We start from the raw sequence: 17,008 nt of genomic DNA, 5'->3' as shown, positions 1-17,008 counted from the left end.
GCACCCGCCGGTCAGGTCGGTGTCGAACCGCTCTGGTACCGCGCCGCGAGTTCGCGATAGCGATCCATCGCCTCGACGGCTCTGTCCCCGTCGCCCGCCTGGACCGCGAGCACAGGGATGTGCTCGTCCGCAGGCAGGAGCAACTGCGCACCGAACCCGCGGTCGGGGTAGGTCAAACCGCGCACTCGATCCCACTCGAACAGTCTGTCTCCCCACAGGTTGCGCACCGATACGCCCTGCTTTCCGACGCGTAGCCGCGGTCGGGTGAACAGCAGAATGGCGGCCGCGATGATCAGTCCGATGATGATGATCGCCGCCTGGTCCGACGCCCCGATGTTCTCCGGGCCGGTGTCGGAGATCGTCAGCAGCACACCGAAGACGATGTGGATGGCCAGCACGACGACGGCGACGACGACGGCGATCCGCGCGAGTCGGCGTGGTCGGTAGACCATGTCCCACTCGGCATCGCCGCGCTCGGACGTGTCGGTCGACGCCATGTGCTGACGGCTCTCGGTCACGTGGGCGATCCGGCGGTGCTCAACGCACGCAGCGTGAGCGCCGACGCCAACGCCGCGGCCGTTGCCTGTGCACCCTTGTCCTCTTTGGAGTCGGGCAGACCGGCACGGTCGAGTGCCTGTTGCTCGTTGAGCGTGGTCAGGACGCCGTTGCCGACCGGCGTCGACTCGTCGAGCGAGACACGGGTCAGTCCCGCGGTCACGGCGTCGCAGACGTATTCGAAATGTGGCGTCTCGCCTTTGATCACGACCCCGAGCGCCACCACGGCGTCGTGGGTCCGGGCCAGCGCCTGCACGATGACCGGCAGCTCGATGGCCCCGGCGACCTGGACGATGGTCGGGTCATCGACGCCGCGCTTGGCTGCCTCCCGCACGGCACCGTCGAGGAGCGCGGTACAGATCGTTGCGTGCCACTGCGACGACACGATGGCGAGCGAGATATCGCCTGCATCGCCGAGGTCGAGTTCGGGTTCGCCCGCGCCGCTCATGCCTGTCCTGCCTCACCTGCGACCGCTGCGCCGTCGGCGAGCGGTTCGTCGAGTCCGATGATGTCGTGGCCCATGCGGTCGCGCTTGGTGCGCAGATACCGCAGGTTCTCCTTGTTCGCGCGCACCGGCATCGGCACGCGTTCGACGATCTGCAGACCGTATCCGTCGAGACCGACCCGCTTCGCGGGGTTGTTGGTGAGCAACCGCATCGAGGTGACGCCGAGGTCGGCGAGGATCTGTGCGCCGAGTCCGTAGTCGCGCGAGTCGGCGGGCAGCCCGAGCTGAAGGTTGGCATCGACGGTGTCAGAACCCGCGTCCTGCAGCTGATAGGCCTGCAGCTTGTGCATCAGCCCGATGCCGCGGCCCTCGTGGCCACGCATGTAGAGCACCACACCGCGGCCCTCCGCGGCGACCATCTCCATCGCGGCGTCGAGTTGCGGACCGCAGTCACAGCGAAGTGATCCGAACACGTCACCGGTCAGACATTCGGAGTGCACGCGGACCAGCACGTCGCTGCCGGTTCCGTCGTCTCCCGCGATGTCGCCCATCACCAACGCGACGTGCTCGACGTCGTCGTGGATGCTCGTGTAGCCGACCGCGCGGAACTCTCCGTGCCGGGTCGGGATGCGTGCGTCGGCGACGCGCACGACGTGCTTCTCGTGCCGACGACGCCACGCGATGAGGTCGGCGATCGAGATGAGTGCGAGGTCGTGTTCGTCGGCGAAGACCCGCAGTTCGGGAGTCTGCGCCATCGAACCCTCGTCCTTCTGCGAGACGATCTCGCAGATCACGCCCGCCGGGGTGAAGCCTGCGAGGCGCGCGAGGTCGACAGCGGCTTCGGTGTGTCCGGGGCGTCGAAGGACTCCCCCGTCCTTGGCGCGAAGCGGCACGACGTGGCCCGGTCGGGTGAAGTCGTTGGCCGTGCTGGCCGGGTCGGAGAGCTTGCGCATAGTCGTCGCGCGGTCGGACGCGCTGATGCCTGTGCCGATGCCCTCACGCGCGTCGACCGTCACGGTGTAGGCGGTGCCGTGCTTGTCCTGGTTGACCGAGTACATCGGGGGTAGGCCGAGTCGGTCGCAGGTGTCGCCGTCGAGCGGAACACACAGGTAGCCCGACGTGTAGCGCACCATGAAGGCAACGAGCTCCGGAGTTGCCTTCTCGGCGGCGAAGATCAGGTCGCCCTCGTTCTCGCGGTCCTCGTCGTCGACCACAACGACTGCCTTGCCGGCAGCGATGTCGGCGATGGCGCGCTCGACGGTGTCGAAGTCGACCGTCGTGTGCGTGGCCGTGCTGTCGGTGACGGTGTGGTCGGCGACGGTGTGGTCGGCAACGGTGTTTTCGGTACTCATCTGTGTCACTTCACTCCTGCTGCGTCCGCGGGTGTTGCGGTGGTGTTTGCCGACGCAAGACGTTCGACGTACTTGGCGATGACGTCGACTTCGAGGTTGACCACGGCACCCACCTGCGCCGTACCCAAGTTCGTCTCGTTCAACGTGGTGGGGATCAGGGAAATTTCGAACCAGCTCTGCCCCTGCCCAGCGGGGTCGCCACCGATGGCGGACACGGTGAGGGACACACCGTCGACGGTGATCGATCCCTTCTCGACGAGGTAGCGCGACAGTGTGTCGGGAACGGCGATCCGCACGACGGTCCAGTGCTCGGAGGGCGTCACCGCGGTCACCGTGCCGGTTCCGTCGACGTGACCCTGGACGATGTGCCCACCGAAGCGGCCGTCTGCGGCCATGGCGCGTTCGAGGTTGACGCGGCTGCCGGTCGCGAGGACGTCGAGCGAGCTGCGATTGAGGGATTCGGCCATCACATCGACCGTGAACGCGCCGTCGGACGACAACTCCACTACGGTCAGGCACACACCGTTGACCGCGATCGAGTCTCCGTGTGAGGCGTCAGAGGTGACCAGCGGTCCGGAAATGGTGAATCGGGCCGAATCCGAAAGGTCGTCGCGCGCGACGATCGTGCCGAGTTCTTCGACGATGCCGGTGAACAATATGCGCTCCTGTCCTGCCCTCGTTGCGGGCGACCCACTGCGTTCCGGATAACCCGCCGTGTTCTGCGCGAACACAATGGGCAACCCGCGTGGGGCGGACAGGGCGGCACACCTGTGCCGTCTTGTTCTCTCGCATCCGGACTATGACCGTCGGCTCCGGAATCACACCGGATCTGCTGACCCCGACCTGGCGGCCGGGCGCTCGCGGGCTTGTCGACGCGACCTGATCGCGACCACTCACCGCCGGTGGGGACTTTCACCCCGCCCCGAGAACGTCTGCATTCGACGCTAGCACGCAGGTGAAGCGGTGCGACACTCACCCGAAACCCGCAATCCGCCACCGGTGCCCCTCACCGGGTGATAATTCCGATCAGCGGGCGTTCATCGCCCACCGCAGAGTCAGTACAACCGCAAAGTTCAGTACAGCCGCTTTGGTTCAAACTCATGGGAAGGCGGTGTCGCAATGACCGCGAACACCGAGGGCAGTTCAACAGGGCAGACGACGTCGTCGAAGTTGCTCGGACTCGCCGCACGCAACTGGATTCCACTCGTGCTCATCGTTGTGGGCGTCATCTTCATCGCGCAGAACACGCAGCACGTGCGCATCAATTTCTTGTTCATCCACGTCGGAGCGTCGTTGTGGCTCGTCCTCACGATCATCGCGCTCGCGGGCGTGATCGCGGGATGGTTCATCGGCCGGAACCGCTTGAAGCGAAAGTAGGGTTCAGTCGCGCGCCATGCGGATGAGGACGTCGTCACCGAGTCGCTCGACGTCGGTGGTGACAAATCGCTGCGCTTGCGCGAGGGTCGTGAGCGCTGGCCGATCGACCGAAGCAGCACCTGCGCCGAGCACCGTCGGCGCGACGTAGGCCTCGATCTCGTCGACGAGACCCGCGTCGATGAAGGCGCCGATGATCGCCGGTCCGCCCTCGACGAGCACCCAGGTGGCCTCGGGTAGCGCGGCGAGGACATCTGCCGGATCGTGGCTGCGCACCTGCAGAAACGGCGCGGCGTCGTCGCGGATGCGGGCCGAGGTCTCGACGTCGCGCAACCCCATCGCCACCCGGACCGGTTGGTGTGGCGCGAGAGTGTCGTCGGGCAGGCGTGCGGTGAGCGAGGGATCGTCGGCGAGCACGGTTCCGGTGCCGACGACGATGGCGTCGATCTGTCCGCGCTGGCGGTGTGCGCGCGCCCGTGACTGTGGGCCGGTGATCCAACGACTCGTGCCGTCGGGTGCGGCCACCCGACCGTCGACGGTCGACGCGATCTTCGCGGTGACGAACGGCCTGCCGTGCTCCTGCGTGAACAGCCAGTGGCGCAGTGGGCCGGTGCGCGCCTCAACGTCGAGGCGACCGGATTCGACGTCGACGCCCGCGTCGCGCAGCCGCCCTGCTCCCCCGCTGGCGGTGGGGTTGGGGTCGGCAACCGCGAACACCACGCGCGCGATCCCCGCGTCGATCAGGGCTTGCGAACACGGGCCGGTGCGGCCGGTGTGATTGCACGGTTCGAGTGTCACCACCGCGGTTGCGCCGCGCGCGGCGTCTCCCGCAGCACGCAGCGCCATGATCTCGGCATGCGGCCCGCCAGGCGGCTGCGTGTGGCCCCGCGCGATGATCTCGCCATCGGGCGACACGATCACCGCCCCGACGGGCGGGTTGGGAGAGCTGAGCCCCAGTGCGCCGACCGATTCCTCGATGGCTGACCGCATCGAGGAATCGAGGGGTTTGTCAGTCGACACGAGCCCTGGCCGTGGCGGCCTGCTCGCGCAACGCTGCGACAGCCTTACCGGGATCGTCGGCACCGTAGACAGCCGAACCCGCGACGAAGCAGTCGACGCCCGCTTCGGCGGCCTGCTCGATGGTGTCGGCGTTGATTCCGCCGTCGATCTCGACGAGCAGTCGCAGATCCGACGAGTCGACGATTGTGCGCACGATCTTGACCTTCTCCAGCACCTCTGCGATGAACTTCTGTCCGCCGAAGCCCGGCTCGACACTCATCACGAGCAGCGTGTCGATGTCGCGCAGGATCTCCAGATACGGCTCGAGCGGCGTGTTCGGCTTGATCGCGAGGCCGGCCTTTGCCCCTGCCGCGCGGATGTCGCGCGCAACGTCGACGGGATCCGAGGTCGCCTCCGCGTGGAAGGTGACGTTGTAGGCCCCGGCCTCGGCGTACGGCGGCGCCCAGCGCTTGGGGTCGTCGATCATCAGGTGGCAGTCGAGGGGGATGTCGGTTGCCTTGAGCAGGCTCTCGACGACCGGGAGCCCGAGCGTGAGGTTGGGGACGAAATGTGCGTCCATCACGTCGACGTGCAGCCAGTCGGCGCGAGTGCTGCCCGGATGCGCGACCGCAGCAGATTCGGCTGCGAGATTGGCGAAATCGGCGGAGAGAATCGACGGCGCGATCATCGGCGTGTTGGCGTCAGTCATGGCAGTCAATCTAACTGTCCACCGGGCCCGACGATGTGGCAGGTTCCGCGGAGGCAGCCGGCGGCACCTGCTCTTCACGCGCGGCGATCGGTGTCCGCACCGCGCGGAACGTCCACAGCTTGTTGACGGCGAAGTTGATGGGCATCGTGATCACGATCGTGATGATCTGGGCCCAGTACTCGCGCGAATGCAGGCCTGCACCCTCGTGGAAGAACGACGACGAGAGGTAGATCGGCGACGTCGGATTGGTGAAGCCGACCTTCAGGAACATGCCGACGATCGCAGCGACGCTGCCGACGGCGAGAAATGGCCAAAACTCCGACCACCAGCTCGCATGCTTGGCACTTTTGAACGTCCACGTGCGGTTCAGCTGGAAATTCACGCAATTCGCCACGAGAAATCCGACGATCCAGACGATAACCGTAAAGCGAAGGTTGAAGTCGGTGCCGCTGACGTGCCACACCACGTCGTTCGCCTTGGTGGTACCGCCGTGGGCCTTGTTCAGCAGGATCGCGACGACCATATTGACGACGACTCCGCACGCTCCGACAATGCCGAAACGGACAAACTGGCCCATGCTACGTATGTGTTCGGCGTACCGGGCTGCGCGAAGATCGTTCACGTATGGGCAATATACGTGGTCAACGCTCAAACTCCCGCACCGAGAATCAGCGCGCCGTCGGAAGTGATGATATTTGTGCTCTCTGAATGCGCAGCATTTCGCCCATCTGCCATAGGCGATGTACGCGCGTCATCGTCGACGACGAGGTCAGCGGAACCCTCGTTGGCGTCGGCTACCCAACCGATGTCACGTCGCGTTGATCAGCGCCGCCAACTCGGTCTCGAGCGCGCTCTCCCCCACCGGCCGGAATCCGACGGTGGGCGGTGAGGTGCTCCGATGCTCGCACCCCGAGGGGGTGATGACGTCGATCACGGTGATGTCGCCGAACTCGGTGCACCGACGGTACTTCCAACCGGGTAGTTCCTTGACCAGATTATGAAGGCGGCACAGCCCCTCGCCGTTCTCGGCTGTCGTTGCTCCACCGCTGCGGTGGGCGAGGATGTGATCGATGTGCTCGACGTGACCGTTGCAGTAGGCAACGCGACATCGTCTGTCACGCCGGGCGACGAAGAGCGCCAGCGCCCCAGGAAAGCACCGCGACTTGGCGTCCATCGAGACCAACGTGCCGTCGGACGGCCTTACGTAGAGGCGCCGCAGGGTAGACGCTGTCTCGCTGTCGGAGTCGAAGCCTTCTGAGATGAGCTGACGCGCGATGGACGCCGGAATCGGCCCATACCCCGGAACCTCCGCCGCCTTCACGCCCCCGAGCATCGTGTCGGACGACATGACGAGGTTGACGGCGACAGGCACGGCGTCGGCCGATTTCTGTCCCGTGACCCGCTCGACGAGCGTGTCGGCCATGATCTGCGCGTGGCTGCGGTCGTCTGCACCGACGACCGAGTCGGCGTACCGCTTGAGTGTGGCGTAGACCGAGATCCCCTGCTTCATCGGCAGCAGCGCGGACAACTGAGTCATCAGATCCGGCGCCGGACGCACCGACACTCGACGATCCTTCTCGGCCTTCGCTTTTCGATCCACCACGGCCTGGGGCTCCAACTCATACGCGTGCTGCTTTGCGAGCGCCTCCAGTTGACGGTCACCGACGCCGTCGAGCGTCGCCGGATCTGCACAGACTCGTCGGTCGATTTCCTCGCGCGTTTCGCGCGTGAGGTAGGCCGTCTCGCGAACCAGGATGGTGGCACGCCATTCAGTCAGCCGACCCGACGCCAGCGCGCCGCGCGTGTGGGGCATTCTCGTGCTCGATCGCCCGCGCGAACCCGAGATACTGAGACCCCTTCTGCGGAGAGGCTTTTCGCGCAATTCCGATCTCAGCCGACAGTCCCCGGCCTTGCCTGGTTTTCGGTACTCCACGCTGCTGTTCATCGGCGCGACGGAGTTCATCCAACCGCGCCGCCTCACGCGCTTGTGCTGCGGCACAGGCGGATTTGATCTCTTCCAGAACGGTGAGCCGAGCGGCGGCATCGGCTTCGGACTCGGCGGCAGGCATCTCACCGAGCGCAGAAACCAGCGATTCCAGATCGCTGGTTTCTGCGAACACGAGACCCCCGGACGCCGTCGAATGTTTGTTCTAGACTACCTCGAATCAGGCGGCGTCGCAGGCATTTTCGATCGGGAAGGCGACGGTGCGAGCACGTCGAGGAGCAGTGATCACTCCTTCGTCAGCGCGGCCAGGAACATCGCGTCGGTGCCCTGCCGATGGGGCCAGAGTTGTACGTGTGGGCCGTCGCCGATCTCCTCGGTGCCGACGAGTGGTCGGGCGTCGAGTTGGCGAGCCTCCGGGACGTCGTCGAGAACAGAGGCGACGAGCTCGGTCGTCTCCGCGGGGTGCGGCGAGCACGTCGAATAGACGACGACGCCGCCGGGGCGGACCATTCGCAAAGCCTCCGTGAGCAATTCACGCTGCAGACCCACGAGTTCGGTGACGTCGTCGGGAGTTCGCCGCCAGCGGGCCTCCGGTCGACGACGAAGCGAGCCGAGTCCCGAGCACGGGGCGTCGAGCAGAATTCTGTCGTAGCCGGGGGCCAAGCCAGTCTCGGGCGTCAGATTGCGCGCGTCGCCGACGTGGACGTCGACAGGCATGTCGCGGGTGACACCCCGGATCAGGTCGGCGCGGTGTTCGCTCACCTCGACGGCGTCGAGATGCGCACCGTCGATGTCGGCGATCGCGCCGATCAACGCAGCCTTACCGCCGGGGCCTGCGCACATGTCCAGCCATCGACCGCCGTCCTCACCGATGTCGGCGGCGGTGACGGCTCGCGCAACGAGCTGACTCCCCTCGTCCTGAACTCCCGCATAGCCCTGTCGCACGGCCTCTATGTCGCCCGGGTCGCCACCCGGCAGGTACACGGCGTACGGCGAGTAACGACCGACCTCGCCACCGCTCGTCAGCGCCAATTCCTCTGCGGTGATGAGTCCCGGGCGGGCGACGAGATGTACGGGTGGCCGGTCGTCGTCGGCGGCGAGCGCGGCCTGCAGTTCGCCCGCGGAGCCACCGAGAGCGTCGGAGAACACCTCCGCGATCCAGCGCGGGTGCGCGTATCGGAACGCCAGGTTCCCGACGAGGTCGTCCCAGATCGGCGGTGCCAACTCGTCGACCCACAGGTCCTCATCGCGCTGAGAGATCTTGCGCAGCACGGCATTCACGAAACCCGAAGGGCCCATACCCTTTTCGCTACGAACAAGATCGACGGACGTCGAGACCGCCGCGTGCGCCCCGATGCGGGTACGCAGCAACTGGTAAGCACCGAGACGCAGCACGTCGAGAACGTCGCCGTCGATCTCGGACACTGGACGATTCGCCGCCTCGGCGATGATCGCGTCGAGAGTGCCGAGTGCACGCGCGGTGCCGTAAGTCAGTTCCGTGGCCAGCGCGGCGTCGCGTCCGGTGATCTTGCGCTCTCGCAACAGCTTCGGGAGTACGAGGTTGGCGTAGGCGTCGCGCTCACGGACCGCGCGCAGGACGTCGCGTGCGACCTCGCGTACCGGATCGGCGGCCTTCTTCCGCAGTTTCGGATCACTCATGACAGCACCGTCTCGTCGTCGAGTCGCGCACCACGCGCCCAATCCGTGGCGGGCATCTGCTTCTTGCCCGGCGGCTGCACCCACCCGAGCCGCACGGGATCTGTGGCCGTACCGACGAACACCACCTTCTTGGTGACGACGACGCGCCCGGGAGCCAGATCCTTCGGCGCGGACGGGTCGTCGGAGCCGACGAGGCCGACCGGGCCGAGCTTCACGCGCGCGTCGCCGAGTGTCGTCCACGCGCCAGGTGCGGGAGTGTGGGCACGGATACGTCGATCGAGCAGGTGCGCGGGCAGATCCCACCGGACCCGCGCGTCGTCGACCTCGACCTTGGGTGCGTGGCTGACTCCCTCTGCAGGCTGCGGCACCGGCGACAACGCACCCGCGGCGATCCCGTCGAGAGTGGACTGAAGGAGCGTCGACCCTGCGTCGGACAGCCTTTCCAGCAGCTCTCCGCTGGTGTCGGTCGGCCGGATCGTCTCGGTCAGCACGCCGTAGACGGGGCCGGTGTCGAGGCCCTTCTCCAACAGGAAGGTGCTGGCGCCCGTGGTCTCGTCACCGGCGGCGATCGCGGCCTGTACCGGTGCGGCCCCGCGCCATGCGGGCAACACCGAGAAGTGCAGATTGATCCACCCGTGCGGTGGGATCTCGAGAACGTCGGGCGGAATCAGCCCGCCATAGGCGACCACGGCTCCGACGTCGGGTTGCCACCGCGCGAGTGCGTCGGCGACCTCCGCGTCGGACATCCGACGCGGAGTGATGACCTCGATGCCGTTCACATCGGCGAGTTCGGCGATCGGTGACCGCGACACCTTACGACCACGCCCCGCGACCGCATCGGGTCGCGAGATCACACCGACGACCTCATGGTCGGCCGACTCGAGCAGTCGCTGCAATGAGGGCACCGCGACCTCGGGTGTTCCGGCGAACACGATCCGCACGTCAGACTCCTTCGGCGTCGTTGGGCGCAGACATTGCGCTCATCCGATGGTAGGTGGATCGACCTGCACACGGATCGGCCCGGTCTCGTGATGTGTGTTGCGGCGCACCTGCGCCTCGGTCAGCGCCGCCGTCAGTTCTCGCCCGTGTCGGCGATCGGTCCGCACCAGAATGCGTTCGATCTCGGCGCCGTCGGGAACACCAGCGGGGGGCCGGACGCCCGGTGGCAGTGGCACAGGACCGAGAACGTCTGCGCCGGCGGGCAATTCGATCAGATCGGTGAACGCGTTGATCGACGCGGTGTCGCCGTCGATCGAGGCCATCGTCACCGCGGGCGGAAAACCCAACTCGACCCGATTGCCGAGTTCGTGCGCGGCGAAACCCACCGGATCCCACCGGATGACCGCTTGCACCGGGCTCAGCGACGCGTCGGCAACGATCACCATCGCACCGCCCTCGTGGCGCGCACGGATCAGCGCACCGATCGCCATCCAGCGGCGGACCGCGTTCTCGTCGACACGCAGGTCGAATCGGTCGAGCTGCGCCCACGTGTCGAGGACGATCGCCGCTCCGTAACCGCCGTCGGCAACCGGCTCTGCACCCGGCGTCGACACGACGACGCGCGCCCCACCGTCGACTCGGTCGTGGATCGACGAGCCGCCGCTGGTGAGCACCGGGACACCCGCAAACGCGCGTCCCAACTCCTCGGCAGTACGGCGTGCGCCCGTCGTGAGCGCCCTGACCTGGGTACCGCCACATTCGACGCAGCGGAAACGCAGCTCGATCCGGCCACACCATCGGCAGGTGAGCTGCTGGTCGGCGCCCATCTGCACCGGCCCATGACACGACCTGCAGCGCACGTGGGTACGACACCGGGCGCACGCGAGCGACGGGATGTATCCGCGCCGAGGCACGCTGAACAGGACCGGGGTGTCGGCGGCGATGGCTTTTCGCGCGGCGTCGAACGCCACCTCGGGTATGCGTGCGCTGTGCGCCAACGGATCACGTGCCACGCGCGCATCCTCGTCGCTGATCGCGTCGATCCTGGGGCTGCGGTCGCGGACCGTCGTTCGCGCGGCAACGAGGTCGTGGGCCCAGCCGGCCTCGGCGAGCACCTGCGCCTCGGCGGTTCGTGCGAAACCACCGATCACGAGTCCGGCGCGCTCGATGTGCGCCCGCAACACCGCGACCTCGCGTGGATGCGGATACGGCGCTCGCGGCTCATCGAGGCTGTCGTCGCCGTCGTCCCAGATGACCATCAGCCCCAGATCGTGCACGGGGGCGAACACCGCACTGCGGGTTCCGAGTACGACGTCGACCGCGCCTCGACGCACAGACAACCATCGCCGATACCTGGCGGTCGGGCCGAGTCCTGCGGCGAGGGTCACGCACCGGTCGCCGAGCAGCGGCTCGCACGCCGCCGACAATCGGTCGAGGTCACGTTGATCGGGTACCACGACGACCACACCGCGCCCCGCCGCGGCGACCTGCGCCGCGAGCTCGGCGAGTCGCGCCGGCCAGTCCTCCCCCGGCGTCGCCTGCCACAACGCCCGCGGAGCACCTTCGGCGAGCGAGTCGAGGAACGACTCGGCGTTGAGATACGCACGCCACCCGTCACGTTCGGGAACGACGACGTCCGACGTCGGCGCAGGCGTCTCCTCCTTTTCGGTGCGCGCGTGTCGTGGCGGCACCGCGAGTCGAATCACGTCGGACATCGTGCCCGCATAGCGCTCGGCCACCGCACGGCAGACGAGCATCATCTCGGGTGAGAGCACCGGCTCGGGCGAGACAATCCGCTCGAGCCACCCCAGCTTGCCGGGATGCTCGGATTCTTCGACGCGGTCGAGCAGAAAGCCGTCGACGAGTCGGCCGGAGAACCGCACCCGCACGCGGACGCCCGGGACGGCATCGGCATCTTGCCCGGCGTCGATCAGATAATCGAAAGGCCGGTCGAGATGGGCCAGCCCGAGCATGGGCAGGACCTTCGCGACCGGCTTCGACGCTGCACGTTCTTTCGGCAGAACTGCGGCTTATGTCTTAGAGACCCGCTGCCGAGCGCAGCTTGTCGGCCCGGTCGGTGTTCTCCCAGGGCAGGTCCAGATCGGTGCGTCCGAAGTGGCCGTAGGCCGCGGTCGGGCCGTAGATGGGGCGCAGCAGGTCGAGATCGCGGATGATCGCGAGCGGGCGCAGATCGAACGTCTCGGAGATCGCCTTGCGGATGACCTCGGGATCGGTTTTCTCGGTGCCGAAGGTCTCGACGAAGAGTCCGACGGGAGCTGCCTTGCCGATGGCGTAGGCGACCTGCACCTCGATGCGGCTGGCAAGACCGGCAGCGACAGCGTTCTTGGCGACCCAGCGCATCGCGTACGCCGCGCTGCGGTCGACCTTCGACGGATCCTTGCCCGAGAAGGCACCGCCGCCGTGGCGGGCCATGCCGCCATAGGTGTCGACGATGATCTTGCGTCCGGTCAGGCCTGCGTCGCCCATCGGACCGCCGAGCACGAACTTGCCCGTGGGGTTGACCAGCAGTCGGTAGCCCTCGGTGGTGAAGCCGGGGAGATCCAGCTCGGCGAGGACCGGATCGATCACCTGCGACTTGATGTCAGGGGTGAGCATCTTCTCGAGGTCGATATCGGCTGCGTGCTGGGTCGAGACGACGACCGTGTCGAGTCGGACCGGCGTGTCGCCGTCGTATTCGATGGTGACCTGGGTCTTGCCGTCGGGTCGCAGGTACGGCAGCGTGCCGTTCTTACGAACCTCGGTCAGCCGACGTGACAGCCGATGAGCGAGCGCGATCGGAACCGGCATCAGCTCGGGGGTCTCGTCGGTGGCGTACCCGAACATGAGTCCCTGGTCGCCCGCGCCCTGCGCGTCGATCTCGTCCTCGGAAATGCCGCTGCGGCTCTCGTGCGAATTGAAGACACCACCCGCGATATCGGGCGACTGCGCACCGATCGCTACGTTCACACCGCACGACGCGCCGTCGAAGCCCTTGGTCGACGAGTCGTAGCCGATCTCGAGAATCTTGCTGCGGACGATGCCGGGGATGTCGACGTAGGCGGTGGTCGTGACTTCTCCCGCCACATGAACCTGCCCTGTGGTGACGAGGGTCTCGACGGCAACGCGGGCCTTCGGGTCGTCGGTGAGGATGGCGTCGAGGACCGAATCGCTGATCGCGTCGCAGATCTTGTCCGGATGGCCCTCCGTGACCGACTCACTGGTGAACAGGCGTGACGCAGAGCTGGTCATCTGATCCTCTCAAACTCGTGTCCCCCCAGTGGGAGCACACGGCAAACTCGAATGGTCGCCGTTGGTGGTCTCGTGGATTACAAACCTACACACTCGTCCCGACATTCGATTGACGAGGTGGAGGGCGAACCTAATCAGGCAGCAAAGCGCGAACTTCGTCAAGTATTCGGCTCGCCATGAGTGTTTTCGAACCGTACGGAAGCGACGTCTCGTTGCCGTTCGCCGCGAGCAACCAGCCCGTATTGTCCTCGGTGCCGAACGCCTTGCCGTCGCCGACCGCGTTCACGACGAGCAGGTCGCAGCCCTTCCGGCGCAGCTTCGCGCGGCCGTGGTCGAGCACACCACCCTGGTCGTCGCCCGTCTCCGCGGCGAAGCCGACGATCACCACCTCGGACGGGATGGCACCGGACTCCCTGGACTGCACGAGTCCACGCAGGATGTCCGGATTGGTCGTCAGCTCGATGGGTGCGGGGCCGTCGTCGTTTTTCTTGATCTTGGTGTCGTTAACGGTGACCGGGCGGAAGTCGGCGACGGCAGCGGCCATGATCACCGCGTCAGCGTCTGCGGCACGCTTGGTCATCTCGTCGGCGAGTTGGCGCGCGTCCTCGATATGGACGACCTCGACGCCTGCAGGCTCGCCCGCCTCATTGGTCGAACCCGCGACGACGGTCACGTGGGCTCCGCGCTGCGCTGCGGCGCGTGCGAGAGCGAAGCCCTGCTTGCCCGAACTGCGGTTGCCGAGGTAGCGCACGGGGTCGAGCGGTTCGCGGGTGCCTCCGGCGCTGATCACGATGCGCGCTCCGGCCAGGTCGTATGGCAGCGCGTCGGAGCGGTCGAGCAGCAGTTCGCCGAGAAGCGCGATCTCCTGCGGCTCGGGTAGGCGTCCGGCACCGGTGTCGCGACCGGTCAGCCTTCCGGAGGCCGGTGTCACGACGGTGGCGCCGCGCTCACGCAACGTGGCGACGTTGGCCTGCGTTGCGGGGTGCTCCCACATCTCCGTGTGCATGGCGGGTACGAACATCACCGGACACGTGACCGTCAGCAGCGACGCGGTCAGCAGGTCGTCGGCGCGCCCCGTCGCGGCGCGCGCCATGAGGTCGGCTGTGGCAGGCGCGACGATCACCAGGTCGGCGCCCTGCCCCAATCGGACGTGCGGCACCTCGTCGACGTTCTCGAAGACCTCGGTCGACACCGGATGACCCGACAGCGCCTCCAGGGTCGCCGCGCCGACGAATTCGAGGGCCGCACGAGTCGGGATGACCCGCACCTCGTGTCCGGCCTCGGTGAAGTGTCGGATGACCGAGCACACCTTGTACGCGGCGATACCGCCGCCGACGCCGACCAGAATGCGCCGCTTGGCGCCCGGAGTGGTCATCTCCTGTGGGTACTACTCGCCCTCGGTGTGCTGCAGCAGATCCGAGTGGATCTCACGCATGGCGATCGACAGCGGCTTCTCCTGCATACCCGGCTCGACGAGCGGGCCGACGTACTCGAGGATGCCGTCGCCGAGCTGGTTGTAGTAGTCGTTGATCTGACGTGCGCGCTTGGCCGCGTAGATCACCAGGGCGTACTTCGACGACGCGCGCTCGAGCAGATCGTCGATCGGAGGATTGGTGATTCCGAGCGGTGTGTCGTACGACGGTGCGTCGACGATCTCGGGGGTGTCGAAATTGGTCTGCGTGCTCACGCGAACTCCTGCTTTGTATTGTCGGATCCAACCAGCAAGGATACCAACTGGCGGGCGGCTGAGTCGACTTCGTTGTTGACCACCACGTGGTCGAACTCGCCCTGCGCGTCCATTTCGGTTCTGGCGGTTTCGAGACGACGCTGTGCCGCCTCGGGTGTTTCGGTGCCGCGACCTGCGAGTCGTTCGACGAGGTCGTCCCAACTCGGCGGCGCGAGGAAGACGGTGATGGCCTCGGGAAGTCGGCGTACCGCGTTGCGTGCGCCGGCCAGGTCGACCTCCAACAGTACCGGCTGTCCCTTGGCGAGCGCGTTTTCGACAGGCTTTGCCGGCGTGCCCGATCGCTGGAGTCCGCCGTGGATCTCTGCCCACTCGAGGAACTCGTCGTCGGCGATCATGCGATCGAACTCGGCGTCGGAAACGAAGTAGTAGTCGCGGCCGTCGACCTCGCCGGGGCGCGGCGCGCGCGTCGTGGCGGAGACGCTGAAGAACAGGGTTGGCACGAGCTCGCGGACTCGTCTCACGACGGTCGACTTACCCACGGCCGAGGGGCCGACCAGAATAACCAGTCGGCCCCTCGTGTGTGTGTTCTGCCCGCTCAGGACGGGAACTTCTCGAGCAGCGCCTTGCGCTGGCGATCGCCGAGGCCGCGCAGGCGGCGCGTCGGGGCGATCTCGAGTTCGGTCATGATTTCCTGCGCCTTGACCTTGCCAACCTTCGGCAACGCCTCGAGCAGGGCCGAGACCTTCATCTTGCCGAGGATCTCATCGGTCTCGGCATCCTTGAGCACCTGCGAGAGATCGGTGCCGCCGCGCTTGAGACGCTCCTTGAGCTCGGCGCGTACTCGGCGAGCGGCAGCTGCCTTCTCCAACGCAGCGGCGCGCTGCTCGTCTGTCAACTGGGGAAGCGCCACGGGTTCCTCCGTCTTTCGTTCTCGAACTGACTACACCGGCGCCCGGGGCAGGCTCCGGCGGCGTGTGGCCGCGGGTCCCGACGTGTACTCGCCCCGATCTGGGGCGACATCACCTCGAATGACTGCAGCGAAAGCGACCGTACCCATCTGAACAGGCATTTGCGAGAGGCACCCCCGCGTTTTCGGTCGGCCTCGGTGATGTAGAGGGTTCGGAAACTCCCTGCTCACCGACGACCCGGCAGAGCCTACGCGTTTGCTGTGACAGACCACGAATCCGAATAAACCCGCAGGTCACAGACCCGGCTCCGTGACACGATCGTTTCCGACGCCCCGAAGTCGTCGATGCTCGTCGAATCCCGCCTGGTACTGCTGTGACAGCAGTTGCGACCGACAAACTCAGCGAATTGATGCGCTCGTTGAGCGTGTCGCGCGCCTGCGTCCTCGACGTTCTGCTGTGCCGACGGCCACATCCACCGATCGGGGGATGCGCTGATCATCCTGCTGATCAGCCCGTCGGCGGAGGTTGCGAAGGGCTTCTGAGCGGCAAAGTCATTGGTGTCAGAAACAGCGACCACGCCCCCAAAGGACGCGGCCCCGTCGCAAGGAGAAACACCATGAACGCCAACGACACCACCCCCGAGACCAACACCGCCGCCGCAAGCACCGAGACCGGCAACACCGCAAGCACCGGCAGACCAAGCCGCGTCACCGCAAGACCTTCGCAATCCGCACTGCGGCCGTCGTCGCAGGACTCGGAATCGCCGGCACACTGGCCGCCGCCGGAGTCGGCGCGGCACACGCGGGCACCTTGCCCGTGAACCATCCGGGAGAGCCGACCGTCGCCATGACGATCACCAACCACACCGATCACACCGAGTTCTACGCGGGCGGTACACCGGGCTCCGGTCAGTGGATCAACGCGCCTCAGTTCGCTTTGGCCCCGGGTGCCAGTGAGGTCGTCACCGCCAGTGCACCGAACGCGTCGTCGGAGACGGTGTTCGTCAACTATCAGGTCGGTGCCTTCGGCCCGCGTGCGATCTACGAGCTGGAGAACGTGCGCGGCGATGTGAACACCAACATGACCGGCACCACCGGTGGTCACTACTTCGTCAATGCCTCGGTCGCGAGCGGATTCCCCAACGCGAACGCCGTCTATGACCTGTGGTGATAGGAACAAGCAGGCGC

At 66.6% G+C, this 17,008-nt stretch carries 18 protein-coding genes, 1 pseudogene and 1 riboswitch; of the genes and pseudogenes, 3 read left to right on the top strand and 16 right to left on the bottom strand.

All coding sequences use genetic code 11. The features are described from left to right. Positions 1–11: 11 nt before the first annotated feature. The 4 genes from A5785_RS02410 to A5785_RS02395 are packed head-to-tail and all read right to left on the bottom strand — an operon-like array spanning position 12 to position 3,008. On the bottom strand, positions 12–497 hold the full coding sequence (locus A5785_RS02410; RefSeq protein WP_085941911.1) for a PH domain-containing protein: 486 nt from the start codon (positions 495–497) through the stop codon (positions 12–14). A 17-nt stretch (positions 498–514) separates the two neighbouring features. Beyond that, positions 515–1,003 carry a 6,7-dimethyl-8-ribityllumazine synthase gene (ribH, locus tag A5785_RS02405; protein WP_064864399.1) on the bottom strand — a complete coding sequence of 163 codons (489 nt, stop codon included), beginning with the start codon at positions 1,001–1,003 and terminating at the stop codon, positions 515–517. Beyond that, positions 1,000–2,352 (bottom strand): bifunctional 3,4-dihydroxy-2-butanone-4-phosphate synthase/GTP cyclohydrolase II, encoded by a 1,353-nt coding sequence (locus A5785_RS02400; RefSeq protein ID WP_039854555.1) that lies wholly within the window; start codon positions 2,350–2,352, stop codon positions 1,000–1,002. The genes ribH and A5785_RS02400 overlap by 4 nt, the downstream gene beginning before the upstream one ends. Positions 2,353–2,357: 5 nt before the next feature. Beyond that, positions 2,358–3,008: a riboflavin synthase gene (locus A5785_RS02395; RefSeq protein ID WP_005202721.1), complete on the bottom strand. Its 651-nt coding sequence runs from the start codon at positions 3,006–3,008 to the stop codon at positions 2,358–2,360. 120 nt (positions 3,009–3,128) lie between these two features. Then, a riboswitch (FMN riboswitch) is annotated at positions 3,129–3,286 on the bottom strand. Positions 3,287–3,471: 185 nt separating this feature from the next. Between A5785_RS02395 and A5785_RS02390 the strand changes: the two genes are divergently transcribed. After that, positions 3,472–3,729, top strand: a complete 258-nt coding sequence (locus A5785_RS02390) for a lipopolysaccharide assembly protein LapA domain-containing protein (RefSeq protein WP_005202719.1) — start codon at positions 3,472–3,474, stop codon at positions 3,727–3,729. Between the two features lie 3 nt (positions 3,730–3,732). Here A5785_RS02390 and ribD read toward each other — a convergent pair whose 3' ends face one another. The 12 genes and pseudogenes from ribD to mihF form a co-directional block, all read right to left on the bottom strand. Continuing rightward, on the bottom strand, positions 3,733–4,716 hold the full coding sequence (gene ribD / locus A5785_RS02385; RefSeq protein WP_005202717.1) for a bifunctional diaminohydroxyphosphoribosylaminopyrimidine deaminase/5-amino-6-(5-phosphoribosylamino)uracil reductase RibD: 984 nt from the start codon (positions 4,714–4,716) through the stop codon (positions 3,733–3,735). Between the two features lie 19 nt (positions 4,717–4,735). Next, positions 4,736–5,434, bottom strand: a complete 699-nt coding sequence (rpe, locus tag A5785_RS02380) for a ribulose-phosphate 3-epimerase (RefSeq protein WP_231894377.1) — start codon at positions 5,432–5,434, stop codon at positions 4,736–4,738. A 10-nt stretch (positions 5,435–5,444) separates the two neighbouring features. Next, positions 5,445–6,011: a GtrA family protein gene (locus A5785_RS02375; protein ID WP_005202714.1), complete on the bottom strand. Its 567-nt coding sequence runs from the start codon at positions 6,009–6,011 to the stop codon at positions 5,445–5,447. A 231-nt stretch (positions 6,012–6,242) separates the two neighbouring features. Further along, positions 6,243–7,503, bottom strand: a pseudogene (locus A5785_RS02370) (DUF222 domain-containing protein). 161 nt (positions 7,504–7,664) lie between these two features. Beyond that, positions 7,665–9,038 carry an RsmB/NOP family class I SAM-dependent RNA methyltransferase gene (locus tag A5785_RS02365; RefSeq protein ID WP_064864397.1) on the bottom strand — a complete coding sequence of 458 codons (1,374 nt, stop codon included), beginning with the start codon at positions 9,036–9,038 and terminating at the stop codon, positions 7,665–7,667. Next, positions 9,035–9,979 (bottom strand): methionyl-tRNA formyltransferase, encoded by a 945-nt coding sequence (gene fmt / locus A5785_RS02360; RefSeq protein ID WP_005202703.1) that lies wholly within the window; start codon positions 9,977–9,979, stop codon positions 9,035–9,037. Before fmt ends, A5785_RS02365 begins: the two co-directional genes overlap by 4 nt. A 39-nt stretch (positions 9,980–10,018) precedes the next feature. Beyond that, complete coding sequence (locus tag A5785_RS02355) at positions 10,019–11,950, bottom strand: primosomal protein N' (RefSeq protein WP_064864395.1); 1,932 nt, start codon at positions 11,948–11,950, stop codon at positions 10,019–10,021. Between the two features lie 64 nt (positions 11,951–12,014). Further along, positions 12,015–13,226: a methionine adenosyltransferase gene (gene metK, locus A5785_RS02350; protein WP_064864393.1), complete on the bottom strand. Its 1,212-nt coding sequence runs from the start codon at positions 13,224–13,226 to the stop codon at positions 12,015–12,017. Positions 13,227–13,356: 130 nt separating this feature from the next. Next, positions 13,357–14,601, bottom strand: coding sequence for a bifunctional phosphopantothenoylcysteine decarboxylase/phosphopantothenate--cysteine ligase CoaBC (coaBC, locus tag A5785_RS02345; protein ID WP_064864391.1), 1,245 nt, complete (start codon positions 14,599–14,601; stop codon positions 13,357–13,359). Positions 14,602–14,613: 12 nt separating this feature from the next. Then, positions 14,614–14,913, bottom strand: a complete 300-nt coding sequence (rpoZ, locus tag A5785_RS02340; RefSeq protein WP_005202695.1) for a DNA-directed RNA polymerase subunit omega — start codon at positions 14,911–14,913, stop codon at positions 14,614–14,616. Beyond that, positions 14,910–15,512, bottom strand: coding sequence for a guanylate kinase (gene gmk / locus A5785_RS02335; protein ID WP_197500791.1), 603 nt, complete (start codon positions 15,510–15,512; stop codon positions 14,910–14,912). The genes rpoZ and gmk overlap by 4 nt, the downstream gene beginning before the upstream one ends. Next, positions 15,509–15,823: an integration host factor, actinobacterial type gene (mihF, locus tag A5785_RS02330; protein ID WP_005173231.1), complete on the bottom strand. Its 315-nt coding sequence runs from the start codon at positions 15,821–15,823 to the stop codon at positions 15,509–15,511. The genes gmk and mihF overlap by 4 nt, the downstream gene beginning before the upstream one ends. 614 nt (positions 15,824–16,437) lie before the next feature. On the opposite strand from mihF, the gene A5785_RS23425 reads away from it, so the two are divergent. Continuing rightward, positions 16,438–16,641: a hypothetical protein gene (locus A5785_RS23425; RefSeq protein WP_197500792.1), complete on the top strand. Its 204-nt coding sequence runs from the start codon at positions 16,438–16,440 to the stop codon at positions 16,639–16,641. A 26-nt stretch (positions 16,642–16,667) separates the two neighbouring features. Further along, the gene (locus A5785_RS02320) at positions 16,668–16,991 is read left to right on the top strand and encodes a hypothetical protein (RefSeq protein ID WP_231895410.1); all 324 of its coding nucleotides are present in this window, start codon (positions 16,668–16,670) and stop codon (positions 16,989–16,991) included. Positions 16,992–17,008 lie beyond the last annotated feature (17 nt).

Origin of the sequence: Gordonia sp. 852002-50395_SCH5434458, assembly GCF_001665905.1 — a bacterium.
GTDB lineage: Bacteria > Actinomycetota > Actinomycetes > Mycobacteriales > Mycobacteriaceae > Gordonia > Gordonia jacobaea.
This window is presented reverse-complemented; position numbering and strand designations above follow the sequence as displayed.

Coding starts and splice junctions, on each gene's coding strand:
- A5785_RS02410 (WP_085941911.1), bottom strand. CDS start 497: ATGGCGTCGACCGACACGTCCGAGCGCGGCGATGCCGAGTGGGACATG.
- ribH (WP_064864399.1), bottom strand. CDS start 1,003: ATGAGCGGCGCGGGCGAACCCGAACTCGACCTCGGCGATGCAGGCGAT.
- A5785_RS02400 (WP_039854555.1), bottom strand. CDS start 2,352: ATGAGTACCGAAAACACCGTTGCCGACCACACCGTCGCCGACCACACC.
- A5785_RS02390 (WP_005202719.1), top strand. CDS start 3,472: ATGACCGCGAACACCGAGGGCAGTTCAACAGGGCAGACGACGTCGTCG.
- ribD (WP_005202717.1), bottom strand. CDS start 4,716: ATGCGGTCAGCCATCGAGGAATCGGTCGGCGCACTGGGGCTCAGCTCT.
- rpe (WP_231894377.1), bottom strand. CDS start 5,434: ATGACTGACGCCAACACGCCGATGATCGCGCCGTCGATTCTCTCCGCC.
- A5785_RS02375 (WP_005202714.1), bottom strand. CDS start 6,011: ATGGGCCAGTTTGTCCGTTTCGGCATTGTCGGAGCGTGCGGAGTCGTC.
- A5785_RS02365 (WP_064864397.1), bottom strand. CDS start 9,038: ATGAGTGATCCGAAACTGCGGAAGAAGGCCGCCGATCCGGTACGCGAG.
- A5785_RS02355 (WP_064864395.1), bottom strand. CDS start 11,950: ATGCTCGGGCTGGCCCATCTCGACCGGCCTTTCGATTATCTGATCGAC.
- metK (WP_064864393.1), bottom strand. CDS start 13,226: ATGACCAGCTCTGCGTCACGCCTGTTCACCAGTGAGTCGGTCACGGAG.
- coaBC (WP_064864391.1), bottom strand. CDS start 14,601: ATGACCACTCCGGGCGCCAAGCGGCGCATTCTGGTCGGCGTCGGCGGC.
- A5785_RS23425 (WP_197500792.1), top strand. CDS start 16,438: ATGAACGCCAACGACACCACCCCCGAGACCAACACCGCCGCCGCAAGC.
- A5785_RS02320 (WP_231895410.1), top strand. CDS start 16,668: ATGACGATCACCAACCACACCGATCACACCGAGTTCTACGCGGGCGGT.